The organism is Neisseria sp. 23W00296, from assembly GCF_044772855.1.
In the GTDB taxonomy this organism is placed as follows: Bacteria; Pseudomonadota; Gammaproteobacteria; order Burkholderiales; family Neisseriaceae; genus Neisseria.
On sequence record NZ_CP173024.1, the window covers coordinates 753,695 to 765,753 of the forward strand.

The window sequence follows — 12,059 nt, forward strand, 5'->3', positions numbered from 1 at the left end:
TTGCGATATTTTCAGGCTGCTATGAACTCCCTCTCCCGCTTGCGGGGGAGGGCTGGGGTGGGGCAGTGGCCGCAGCAGAAACGCCTACCGCCAAGCGGTTTGCCAACCGCCACCCTCACCCTGACCCTCTCCCGCAAAGCAGGGGAGGGAATCAAGCGGCAGACTGTTCAGACGGTCTTACGCCGCCCAAGCTCAACCAAGCAGCCTGAAAGGCCGTCTGAAACCCCCAAACCATAGAATGCGAAAGCACAAGTAGGGCGTGCGGCCAAGCGCATCGCCGTTGCCCAACGGTTGCTCCTAGGGGGCTGTTGACAATTGGTTTGCGAAGCGGATTTTTTGTCGGAAAGCGGCAGATGCAAGGCGAAAACGCGAGCCAATGCCGCCCATTGGCGAGTGTTTTCAACGTGGCAGATGCCGTTTTACGGCGAAAAAGCTGCCGCAATACCAAATGTCAACAGCCCCTAATTCACGATGCCCCGCACGCCCTACCTGTGTTTTTGCTTTCAGGCTGCCTAACCAGCTTTTTAGACGGCCTAAACCGCCACAAAGCAGTCTGAGACCCCAAACCCGCCACAAAACCGCAAAAGGAACACCCCAATGGCACTCACCCCCGTTCACGAACTGCAAACCCTGATTTACGACAAAATCGCCGACCATCCCCAGCCGCTCGAAACCGAAACCGTGCCCGTGGCCGCCGCCGTCGGCCGCGTTCTCGCCCAAGACATCGTCTCCGCCGTCAACATTCCCCCCGCCGACATCTCGGCGATGGACGGCTACGCCCTGCAATCGGCCGCAAACGCAGGCAGCGAGTGGGCAGTGGTGGGCGAATCCGTGGCCGGACAAGCCTTTTCAGGCTGCCTGCTAAAAGGCGCGTGCGTGCGGATTATGACCGGCGCGGTTGTTCCCGACGACTGCAACACCGTCATTATTCAAGAAAACGTCAGCCTTTCAGACGGCCGCATCACATTGGCAAAAGACGTGTCCGAAGGCGCAAACATCCGCCGCAAAGGCGAAGAAATCGCCGCCGGCGACACCGTGCTTACCGCCGGACGCATCCTGCGCGAAGCCGACATGATGCTCCTGGCCGCGCTCGGTTACGGCGAAGTGCCCGTACACCGCAAAATCCGCGTCGCCCTACTCTCCAGCGGCAACGAACTTTTAGAACCCGGCGAACCCGATACCGGCCGCGACGACCAAATCTACGACAGCAACCGCGCCATGCTCGCCGCCCGCCTCGCCCGCCTGCCCGTCGAAATCATCGACTTCAAACAAGTCGGCGACGATTTGGAAGACATCCTGCACGTCTTCGATGAAGTCATCCGCACAGCCGACGTACTCATCACCACCGGCGGCGTGTCCGTCGGCGATTACGACTTTATGCGCACCGCCGTCGAGCGCGTCGGCAGCGTCCACCACTACAAAGTCGCCCTCAAACCCGGCAAACCCTTCGTCTTCGGCCGCATGATGAAAACCTGGTTTTTCGGCATGCCGGGCAACCCCGTTTCCGGCTTTGTCGGCTTCGACATCTTCCTTAAAGCCGCGCTGTGGCAGATTTGCGGCGCGGCCGACATTCCCCAACCGCTGCGCTTTAACGCCGTATTGAGCGAACCCGTTACCAAAAACCACAGCCGCACCGACATCCAGCGCGGCATCATCGAGCGCCAAGCCGACGGCACATGGCACGCCCGCCCCTGCGGCAGCCAGGATTCGCACCGCATCCTGCAAGTCTCCCGCGCCAACGCCTATCTGGTCATCCCCGCCGAAAGCGGCTCGCTTGAAGCAGGCGAAAGCGTAACCGTGCAGCCCTTTGCCGACGCGTTTTTATAAGGAATTTATAAGCATGGGGGCAGGGCAGGGTACAATACGCCCCGCAGTTTCAGGCTGCCTTTGCCAAGCAGGGCAGGGCAGCCTGAAAATCAGAAAGGCCGTCTGAAACCCGTAGGCCGGATACCCGTATCCGACAGCCGCCCGCAAGGCGGCAAAAGGCAGCCTGAAACCCCGAAACCGCTGCCCGCAACGGCGGTGCAAGACAAAGGAAAACCATGAAAACCATCGGCATCATCGGCGGCATGAGCCCCGAAAGCACCGTGCTGTACTATCAGGCCGTCAACCGCGAAACCAACCGCAGGCTCGGCGGCAACCGCAGCGCGGACATCGTGATGCACAGCGTCGATTTTGAAGAAATCGTCCGCCTGCAAAAAAGCGGCGACTGGGTGGCGGCAGGCCGCGTGCTGGCGGCAAGCGCGGCCAAACTCGAAACCGCAGGCGCGGATCTGCTGCTCTTGGCCACCAACACCATGCACAAAGTCGCCCCCGCCATCGAAGCTGCCGTCAAGATTCCCCTGCTGCACATCGTCGATGCCACCGCCGCCGCAGTCAAACGGCAAGGCTTAAACACCGTCGGCCTGCTCGGCACCCGCTTTACCATGAGCGACGGCTTCTACACCGAACGCATGGCCGCGCAGGGCGTGCAAACCCTGGTGCCGGACGGCGCGGAACAAGACGAAATCCACCGCATTATTTTTGAAGAACTGTGCCTGAACCAAATCAAAAGCGAATCGGCGGCGTATTTCCGCAACGCGATAGGCCGTCTGAAAGACGCGGGCGCACAGGGCGTGATACTCGGCTGCACCGAAATCTGCCTGATCGTAAATGAAGAAACCAGCCCGCTGCCCGTGTTCGACAGCACCGCCATCCACGCGCTCGCGGCTGTGGACGCGGCCTTGGCGCAGGCAGCCTGAAAGCCCGTAGGTCGGATACTCGTATCCGACAGCCGTTTGCAAGGCGGCAAAAGGCCGTCTGAAAAGCAGCCTGAAACCTTAAATGCCGTCATTGCCACGCACACAGTTGCCAAACACACAAAGGCAGCCTGAAAGCCGCCAAAGGCCGTCTGAAAAACAAAAAAAGCAGCCTGAAAACCCCAAACCACCCCACCCGCACACCCCCGAGACACGCCATGAACAACACCGCCCCGCTTACCGACCCCTTCAACCGCCGTCTGAGCTATTTGCGCCTGTCCGTTACCGACCTGTGCAACTACCGCTGCACCTACTGCCTGCCCGACGGCTACCAGGGCAAAGCCAAGCCCGACGAAATGTCGCTCGCCGAAATCGACACGCTGGTGCGCACCTTCGCCCGCTGCGGCACGCGCAAAATCCGCATCACCGGCGGCGAGCCCACCCTGCGTCGCGACCTGGCCGACATCATCGCCGCCTGCAAAGCCGCGCCGCACATCGAAAACGTCGCCCTGACTACCAATGCATTTAGACTTGGCAAACTCTTTCCCGCCTACCGCGCGGCCGGTCTCGACAAACTCAACATCAGCATCGACAGCTTCGACCCCGAAGTGTTTTACGAAATCACCGGCAAACGCGAGTGCGCCAACATCCTGCGCGATCTCGACGCCATTCTCGAGGGCGGATTTTACGGCATCAAAATCAACACTCTGCTGCTGCGCCGCTACGCCGAACGCACCCTGGCCGACGCGCTCGATTTTGTTAAACACCGCCCTGTAACCCTGCGCTTTATCGAGCTGATGCAAACCGGTGACAATCTCGGTTTCTTCAACAGCCAGCACCTTTCCGCCGCCAAAATCGAGCGCGGCCTGCAAGAGCAGGGCTGGCAGCTTATGCCGCGCCTGCCGCACGCCGGCCCCGCCCGCGAATACTTCCACCGCGATTTTGCCGGCAGCATCGGCTTCATCGCCCCATACAGCGAAGACTTCTGCAAAAGCTGCAACCGCCTGCGCGTTACCGCCCAAGGCAAAATGCACCTGTGCCTGTTTGGCGGCATCGCCTACGACCTGCGCGACTACCTGAAAAACCAAGATTCAGACGGCCTGCAACGCTACCTGTACGACACCGTCGCCCAAAAACCCGAACACCACTACCTGCACGACAAAAAAGTCGGCCTGATTACCAACCTGTCCATGACCGGAGGCTAAACCATGCACAAAGCCGCACCCGAATTCCGCCCCCTAAACATCCGCATCCTTACCGCCAGCGACACCCGCAAAGCCGCCGACGACAAAAGCGGCGACTATCTGGCCGAAGCCCTGCAAGGCGCAGGCCACATTTTGCAAGGCCGCCAAATCTGCCGCGACGAAAAATACGACATCCGCGCCGCCGCATCCGCCGCCATCGCCGACCCCGCCGTCGAAGTATTGCTCATCACCGGCGGCACCGGCATGTTTGAGCGCGACATCACCCCCGACGCGGTAGAAATCCTGTTCGACCGCAGCATTCCCGGTTTCGGCGAAGTGTTCCGCGCCGTTTCCATGCAGGAAATCGGCCTGTCCACCATCCAATCCCGCGCAACCGCCGGCATCGCCAACCGCACCCTGATCTTCTGCCTGCCCGGCTCCCCCGGTGCCTGCCGCACCGCCTGGGAACAAGTCATCGCCCCCCAACTCGACCCCCGCATCAACAGCTGCGGCTTCACACGCGTGTTTAATGCGTGGGATAAAGCCTGAGATTTTCAGACGGCCTGTTGCCAAAGCAGCCTGAAAACCGTTTACACCAAAGGAGAGAAAAATTGGGATTTTTCGACAAACTTTTCGGCAAAAAACGTGCTGCCGAACCGGTATCTTTCGTTCGGGAAGACAACGAGCAAATTCGGCAGGCAGCCGAAAAAGCACGCGAGACATTCAAATATTTCTGGCGTGAGTATTACTGGGAACAGCGCCGTATCGTCAAAGGGCTCAGCCATGCTGCAGTAAAAGCTCCGTTTTCTCAGGAAATCAAGGGAGTTATCGAAACCGAATACATGTGGCTGGACGATATTTACTTTGACGGCGTCAATATCAGCGGCACCTTAATCAACCAGCCGAATATTCTTACCATCGTTCGGAAAGGCGAGCGCATTACCGATCTGCCCTACCGCGAAATTACCGACTGGCTGCTGGCCTACGGTAAAAAAACCTGCGGCGGTTTCGGCATACAGGCGCTGCGCGCGCAGATGGACGAGCAAGAGCGCCGTGCCCATGATGAAGCCTGTGGGCTGGATTTCGGCGACGGCCAAAACGTGCTGCTGGCCATCGGTCAGGAAGAGCATCCCGAATACCTTGAGCAGCATCCGGCCGACATCAATATGTCCCCCGGCCTGCGCGATTATTTGGACAAACATCCCGCAGCGGCCAATGAAGCCGATGAAAACGGCCAAACCATGCTGCACCACGCCGCCATCGCCGGTAATGCACAGAGCGTGCGCGTGCTGCTGGAGATGGGCGCCAATCCCCGGCTGCGCGACGCGCGCGGCAACACCGCGGCCGATTACGCCAAAGAAATCGGCTGGCCGCAGCTGGCGAATATTTTGAATCAGTAAGGCAGCTTGGGTTGTCGAACCCAACATCCCGTATGCTTCAAAAACCGTTGGATCCCGACCCAAGCTACCGGCTTTCAGGCTGCTTTTTCAGACGGCCGCAAAGCAGCCTGAAACCTTAAACACCGTCATTCCCGCGCAGGCGGGAATCTTCTCCGACCCCAGCACACGGTGAAACAGCATGGCTAAAGGCCGTCTGATCCCGCCCCGCACACCATGCCCGACACCGAACCACTCCCGCTCCTTATCCTTTGCGGCGGCCAAAGCAGCCGCATGGGCAGCCCCAAAGCCCTGTTGCCCGTAGCAGGCGGCACGCTGCTCGATTATCTTGCCGCGCACACCGCGCCCAAGCGCCCGCTGTGGCTGGCCGACGACGGCAGCGGTTTGCCCGCGCCTGCCCGCGCCGTGCGCCTGCCCGATGCCTTGCCCGACAAACAAGGGCCGCTGTCGGCCGTGTTGTCGGCATTGCAGCAGGCGCGGCGGCAGGGTTTGGCGGGCGTGTATGTGATGACCTGCGACACGCTGATTGCGCCCGAAGCCATGATAGGCCGTCTGAACGCTGCGGGCGCGGCGCACAGCGATACAGTATTGATGCTGCGCTCGCCCGAAACCGCCTATCCGCTCTTGGCCTACTGGCCGTCGAGCCTTTCAGACGGCCTGGCCGCCTATCTCGATGGCGGCAGCCGCCGCGTGATGCGCTGGATCGCGCAAATCCAAGCCCGCGAAGTCGAAATGCCCACCCAATGGCAGCCCTACGCCAACTTCAACACCCCCGCCGAATTTTCCGCCGCGCTCTCTGCGTGGCAGGCGCAACAGGCAGCCTGAAAGCGCCGACGCCGCCGTTCGGGCTGAAAGAGACCCTAATTCTTTCGGTCGAATTTACAAAAAATCACACTTCGGCTAAGATGGCGCCCGTTTTTGCCAAGGCGGCGCCAAGGCCGTTTTAAGTAAAATATTTTTTTAATGATTTCATATAAATATCGATAAAGGGCTCCACATGAAAACCAGCGCGCGCAACCAGTTTGTCGGCACCGTAAAAGCCATCAAACACGGCGCAGTTAACGACGAAGTCATCGTCGCCCTGAACGGCGGACAGGAACTGGCCGCCACCATCACCTGCGACAGCCGCGAATATCTCGAACTCAAAGAAGGCAAACCCGTTGTCGCCCTGATTAAATCCACCAGCGTTATCATCGCCACCGACGCCGCCCATATCAGACTTTCCGCCCGCAACCGCCTGACCGGCACCATCAGCAACATCAGCCGCGGCGCGGTGTATTCGCTGGTGGAAATCGACTTGGGCAGCGGCGTTTCGATTATCGCCGGCATCACCATCGAAAGCTCCGACGGCCTGGATTTGCAGGTCGGCCAAACCGCCACCGCGCTGTTTAAAGCCGGCAGCGTGATTTTGGGCGTACCGGCGTAAAGCGGTTTATCTGAAAAGAAAAGGCCGTCTGAACCAGATTGCGGGTTCAGACGGCCTTTTTTATTTTTGAGTTTGCCAACACGCTGATTGCGCCCCCCCCCTAAGCAACGTCATTCCCGCCTGCGCGGGAATGGTGCCGCTTGGAGCAGTCTGCGGGTTTGGCAAAAGTTTCAGGCTGCCTTCCCGCACGGAAAAGCAGCCTGAAAACCTTTTACCCGAACGGACTACTGCGGATCCAAACCGTCCACAATCCGCTGCGCGTCGCCTTTGCTCAAATTGTAGCGGTAGTATTTTTGGTAAAACGCCTGGGTTTTGGCGGCCAGGTCAAGGTCGCGGAAGCGCTCGGGGTGGAACAGCTTGCCCGCCCACAGCACCTGCAGCGCGCCTTCGGCGCTGTAGCGGTCCCAGCCGAAAGTGCCGCCCGGGTTGGCGTGCAGGCGCTTGTTTTTCACCGCTTTGATGCTCTGCCAGGACGGGTCTTTGCGGATTTTGGCAATGGCTTCCGCAGCGTTGCGGCCGCCGATAATGATGATGTCGGGGTTGGCTTTGACGATTTCTTCCATCGGCACTTCGACCAGATTGGCGGTGTCCGGCAGCGCGGCGCGGCCGCCGGCGATGCGGATCCAGTCGCCGACGATGGAGCGGCCGCCGTCGATTTTGCGCAGGTTTTTGCCGTCGGACAGATGCAGCACCAGCGGTTTTTGCGCGGCGGGAATGGCTTTGGTGCGCTCGGAAACCAGGCGGATATTGGCGTCCAGCTCGGCGTTGTACTGCTTGGCAATCTGCGGTGCTTTGCCGCCGATGACGTCGGCGGTGATGCTGACGGTTTTTTTCAGGCCGTCATAAGTTTGGAAATTGACCAGCACGGTTTTCAGCCCGGCCTGCTTCACCTGCTGCTGCATGGCGGGCTGGGAGAGCAGCACCACATCGGGTCGGGCGGCGAGCAGGGCTTCGCTCTGCACGCTCGAGCCGTTGCTAAGCGAGGGCACTTGTTTGATGCGCGGATAGACTTTGACAAACCACGGGCGCTTGTGGATGGCTTCGACTGTGCCGACGAGTTTGTCCGCGCCGCCCAACAGCAGCACGACTTGGTTGTTGGCCGGCCACAAATCGGCGATGCGGTTGACCTGGTCGGGGATTTCGACAGCGTTGCCTTTGATGTCGCGCACGCTGCGGGCATCGGCGGGGTTAAACAGCAGTGCCGCACCGAGCAAGACGGCGGCTAGGGTTTTGGCGGGGTGTCGTAACATGGCGGATTTCCTTGTTTGGGGTTGTGGGGAAAGGGTGTTTTTGCGTTTGGTTGTAGGTCGGATACTTGTATCCGACATTTGGCCGCAAGGGCAAACATTGCCGCATTTCAGACGGCCTTTTGGTTTTCTTTTCGTAACCGGATTTGTGCTTATTTCAACTGTTTCCACTCGTCCGACGAGCGCGCTCTATCGCCGCGCGGGGCGACTTACTTTCTTTGCTTCGCCAAAGAAAGTAAGCAAAGAAAGGCGACCCCGGTTGCAGGCCGCGCTTGGAGCGCGGCTTCTCTCACGCCGCACGGTTTTTCCGGCGCGTGCGAACTCGCCGCTTTGGCGGCTCAAACAGGGCGCACGCTTTGATCCGGAAAAACCGCGCTCTGTTCGGCTGCGCCAGGGGCAGCTCGTTGTGGTGAAAGTGCGTAGTCGGATTCTCGTATCCGACTTTTCAGGCTGCTCTGTGCTTTCGACGCGCTTGTCGGATTCGAGTATCCGACCTTGTATATCGGAACTTCCGTATCATAGCAACAAACCGCCCGGCCGCCACCCGTACACACCCGAGGCAAACAACCGTCGCGTAGCTCAGGGAGCGGCCAGGCAACCCATCGACACAACCGGACAGTTGCCAGACAACACAACCGAATGCAAGGCAGGTTTATGATGAGTACCCAATACAATTACGTAGGCATCGACATCGCCAAACGAAACTTCGTCATCGCCGTTTCGTCTTTGTCTAAAACCAAAACCGAAACCAACAACCCGAAAGGTATCGCCCATACTATCGAGTACCTTAAAAAACACAACGTCACCCTCGTCGTCATGGAAAGCACCGGCGGTCTCGAAATCCCCGCCGCCAAAGCCATCCACCGCGCAGGCATAGCCGTGATCATCGCCAACCCGCGTCAGACGCATCAGTTTGCCCAATCGCAGTCGCTGACCAAAACCGATGCCAAAGATGCCAAAATGCTCGCCTTCTTCGCACAGATGACGGCACAGAAAGAAGATTGGCAAACCATGCTCTACCAACCGCCCACCGAAGCGGAAGAAGTGTTGGAAGCATTGGTTAACCGCCGCAACCAGCTGGTGGATATGCGGACTGCCGAGAAAAACCGTCTGCATCAGGTTCACGAAACGCAAGTCGAAAGCGTCAAACAACTGATTGCCCATTTTGACCGGCTGATTGACGAATTGGACAAACAAATCGACGACCACACCCACACGCATTTTGACGGCAAAGCCCAAGTGGCGGAACAAATCAAAGGCATCGGTTCGATAACGACGGCTACGCTGATGGCGATGCTGCCCGAATTGGGGCGGCTGTCGCACAAACGGCTAGCGAGTTTGGTCGGCATTGCCCCACATCCGAGGGAGAGCGGGGAAACCAAATTCAAAAGCCGCTGCTTCGGCGGAAGGTCTGCGGTGCGTAAGGCGCTGTATATGGCTACCGTGGTAGCGGTGCGTTTTGAACCGCTTATTCGGGATTTCTATCAGCGCCTGCTGTCCAAGGGTAAGCATATAAGGTTGCCGTTACGGCATGTATGCGCAAACTGCTGACGATATTGAATGCCCGGATGCGTGATTATTTTGCCGAAAACGGTACCACCGAAAACGGTACCACCGAAAACGGTATCCAAACGGCTTGATTTGAGTTTTGGTATTTTTGCCCGACGGGGTGAAAAATACAGTTGCTACGGGGCTGTTTTTGTTTTCAGGCTGCCTTACGTTTCCGCCCGCTGCGCCAGCGGCGCGAGGGCGCAGACGCGGCGGCTCCAGCCGGGGATGTCGAGCAGGCGCAGGTCGGTTTGGTAGAGTTCCTGCAGCGCGTCTTGGGTCAGGATGTCGGCGGTGTTGCCGCTTTGCACGGTGCCGTCGGCCAACAGCAGGGCGGTTTGGCTTTGCGGGTGGCGACCGTGCAAGAGCAGCGGGTGTTCGGGGTTGTGGGTGGTGTTGACAACGGTGTAGCCCGCTTCGGCCAAGTCGGCCATCAGGCTGAGGATGGCGGCGGCGTTGCCGTAGTCGAGGGCGGAGGTGGGTTCGTCAAACAGAATTACGCGCGGCTCTTGGGCAAGGGCGCGGGCGATGTTGGCGAGCTGTTTTTCGCCGCCGCTGGTTTCCATATAGATTTTCTGTGCCAAATGCGTGATGCCGAGCTTTTCGAGCGCGGCTTCGGCGACGGCGTAATCGGCTTCGGCTGGCTTGGCATACAGCGGCAGGCGGGCGGCGCGGCCGAGCAAAACGTAATCGAGTACGGTGTAGCGGTAGGTTTGCGGGGCGTTTTGCGAAACGTAGGCGATGCTGCGGGCGGTTTCGCGCGGGTTGAGTTGGGCGGTGTCGCGCCCGTCGAGCAGCGCGCGGCCCTGCTGCGGCTTAAACAGGCCGCTGATGCAGTTGAGCAGGGTGGATTTGCCCGCGCCGTTGCGCCCGAGCAGCGAGAGCAGCGTGCCGGCAGGCAGCTCGAGATTCACGCCTTGGAGCACGGCGCGGGCGTGATAGGCGTAGTGGATGTTTTGGATTTGGAGCATTTTTCGGGTTTGGGTTTCAGGCTGCTTTTTTTGGGGAGACCGTCTGAACGGGGTTTCAGACGGCCTTTTGGGGCTGCTGTTATTCCCTCTCCCGCTTGCGGGGGAGGGTCAGGGTGGGGGTGGTTGCGGCTGGGCAAACGTTTGCAGTTCGACAGCCCAAGCAGTTCTGCGAACTGCCACCCCATCCCCAACCCTCCCCCGCGCGGGCGCAGGAGAGGGAGCTTGATTGCTGCGGGATTAACTGTTTCAAACGGCCTTTGATGCCGTCTGAAAAGGCAGGTTTGCGTCGGTCGGATGCTTGTATCCGACAATTCTTTCAGGTTGCCTGTTGTTTTAACGGCGTGTCGGATTCGAGAATCCGACCTACGGCTGCGGTTTTTGCTTTTCAGACGGCCTAATCCGCCGGTTTCTGCCGCACCAGCACCCAGGCGAAAAACGGGGCGCCGATAAAGCCGGTGAGGATGCCCAGCGGGATTTCCTGCGTATAAAGGTTGCGCGCCAGCGTGTCGGCCAACAGCAGAAACAGTGCGCCGACCAGCAGCGACAGCGGCAGGCTGCGCAGATTGTTGTCGCCCGCGAGCATCCGCGCCAGATGCGGTACGACCAGTCCGAGCCAGCCGATGGTGCCGCTGATGCACACGGCCGAGGCGGTGAGCAGCGTGGCGCACACAATCATCAGCAGCCGCTCTTTGCGCGTGTCCGCGCCCACCAGCCGCGCTTCGCGCTCGCCCAGCGACAGTACGTTAATCCGCCAGCGCATCAGCAGCAACAGCAGCGCGGGCAGCAGCATCACGGGGGCAAGCCACAGCAGTTGCTCGGTTTGCGCTTTGGCCAGGCTGCCCATCTGCCAATAGACGATTTCGGCCAACTCGGTTTCGGGGTCGGCCAGATATTTGACCACGCCGAGCGTCGCGCCCATAAAGCCGGATACGACAATGCCCGCGAGCACCAGCACCACCGCCGAATCGCGGCCGATCAGGCGCGGCAGGGTCAGGGTCAAGGCCACCGCCAGCAGGCCGCCGCCGAACGCCGCGCCCTGCATGGCAAGCATGCCGCCGCCCGCAATCACCGCCGCCGCCGCGCCGACGCACGCGCCGGACGACACCCCGAGCAAATCGGGCGACACCAGCGGGTTGCGGAAAATGCCCTGATACACCGCGCCCGCCAGCGACAGCGCCATGCCCACCAGCATCGCGGCGGCAATGCGCGGCAGGCGCAGGTTGAAGATGATGTTTTGGTAGGTTTCGTCGGCGTTGTGGCCGCTCAGGGTCTGCCACACGGCTTCGGCGGGAATGGGGTAGCGCCCCCACGATAAAGAGAATAAGGCGGCGGCCAGCAGGGCGGCAACGGTAAGGGCGACAAGAAGCGGATATGGGATGCGGGGCATGGGCTTTAGATGTTTGTGGTGTGGGGCAGCCTGAAAGGCAGGCGGGCTGCTTTGAGTGGTCGGTATGTTGGGCGTGGGCAGGCTTTGTTTGTTCAGACGGCCTTTCGGGTTTTCCGTTTACCGCTTGGTCACGCGCGCGGTTTGCAAATATTCGGGCAGGA

At 59.8% G+C, this 12,059-nt stretch carries 11 protein-coding genes and 1 pseudogene; 9 read left to right on the forward strand and 3 right to left on the reverse strand.

Features of this window, described 5'->3' with window-relative positions:
* Positions 1 to 21 precede the first annotated feature (21 nt).
* The 8 genes from ACG2K1_RS03860 (at position 22) to ACG2K1_RS03895 (ending at position 6,745) form a co-directional block, all read left to right on the forward strand.
* Positions 22 to 237, forward strand: coding sequence for a hypothetical protein (locus ACG2K1_RS03860; RefSeq protein WP_395429470.1), 216 nt, complete (start codon positions 22 to 24; stop codon positions 235 to 237).
* Positions 238 to 597: 360 nt separating this feature from the next.
* Entirely contained in the window at positions 598 to 1,827 is a 1,230-nt protein-coding gene (gene glp, locus ACG2K1_RS03865; protein WP_395429469.1) for a gephyrin-like molybdotransferase Glp, read from the forward strand.
* 215 nt (positions 1,828 to 2,042) lie between these two features.
* Positions 2,043 to 2,741: an aspartate/glutamate racemase family protein gene (locus ACG2K1_RS03870; RefSeq protein WP_395429468.1), complete on the forward strand. Its 699-nt coding sequence runs from the start codon at positions 2,043 to 2,045 to the stop codon at positions 2,739 to 2,741.
* A gap of 215 nt (positions 2,742 to 2,956) precedes the next feature.
* Entirely contained in the window at positions 2,957 to 3,943 is a 987-nt protein-coding gene (gene moaA / locus ACG2K1_RS03875) for a GTP 3',8-cyclase MoaA (RefSeq protein WP_395429467.1), read from the forward strand.
* A 3-nt stretch (positions 3,944 to 3,946) separates the two neighbouring features.
* Positions 3,947 to 4,471 carry a molybdenum cofactor biosynthesis protein B gene (gene moaB, locus ACG2K1_RS03880; RefSeq protein ID WP_238747737.1) on the forward strand — a complete coding sequence of 175 codons (525 nt, stop codon included), beginning with the start codon at positions 3,947 to 3,949 and terminating at the stop codon, positions 4,469 to 4,471.
* Between the two features lie 62 nt (positions 4,472 to 4,533).
* Positions 4,534 to 5,322, forward strand: coding sequence for a DUF2314 domain-containing protein (locus tag ACG2K1_RS03885; RefSeq protein ID WP_238747739.1), 789 nt, complete (start codon positions 4,534 to 4,536; stop codon positions 5,320 to 5,322).
* A gap of 213 nt (positions 5,323 to 5,535) precedes the next feature.
* Positions 5,536 to 6,144: a molybdenum cofactor guanylyltransferase gene (locus tag ACG2K1_RS03890; protein WP_395429466.1), complete on the forward strand. Its 609-nt coding sequence runs from the start codon at positions 5,536 to 5,538 to the stop codon at positions 6,142 to 6,144.
* A 172-nt stretch (positions 6,145 to 6,316) separates the two neighbouring features.
* The gene (locus tag ACG2K1_RS03895; RefSeq protein ID WP_395429465.1) at positions 6,317 to 6,745 is read left to right on the forward strand and encodes a molybdopterin-binding protein; all 429 of its coding nucleotides are present in this window, start codon (positions 6,317 to 6,319) and stop codon (positions 6,743 to 6,745) included.
* A gap of 224 nt (positions 6,746 to 6,969) precedes the next feature.
* On the opposite strand, the gene ACG2K1_RS03900 is transcribed toward ACG2K1_RS03895, so the two are convergent.
* Positions 6,970 to 7,995 (reverse strand): ABC transporter substrate-binding protein, encoded by a 1,026-nt coding sequence (locus ACG2K1_RS03900; RefSeq protein WP_395429464.1) that lies wholly within the window; start codon positions 7,993 to 7,995, stop codon positions 6,970 to 6,972.
* Between the two features lie 654 nt (positions 7,996 to 8,649).
* On the opposite strand from ACG2K1_RS03900, the pseudogene ACG2K1_RS03905 reads away from it, so the two are divergent.
* Positions 8,650 to 9,632: pseudogene (locus ACG2K1_RS03905) on the forward strand (IS110 family transposase).
* A 75-nt stretch (positions 9,633 to 9,707) separates the two neighbouring features.
* On the opposite strand, the gene ACG2K1_RS03910 reads toward ACG2K1_RS03905, so the two are convergent.
* Together ACG2K1_RS03910 and ACG2K1_RS03915 are read right to left on the reverse strand one after the other, a co-directional pair.
* A complete protein-coding gene (locus ACG2K1_RS03910) occupies positions 9,708 to 10,511 on the reverse strand; it encodes an ABC transporter ATP-binding protein (protein WP_395429463.1) in 804 nt (267 codons plus the stop codon).
* A gap of 394 nt (positions 10,512 to 10,905) precedes the next feature.
* Entirely contained in the window at positions 10,906 to 11,898 is a 993-nt protein-coding gene (locus ACG2K1_RS03915; protein WP_395429462.1) for a FecCD family ABC transporter permease, read from the reverse strand.
* Positions 11,899 to 12,059 lie beyond the last annotated feature (161 nt).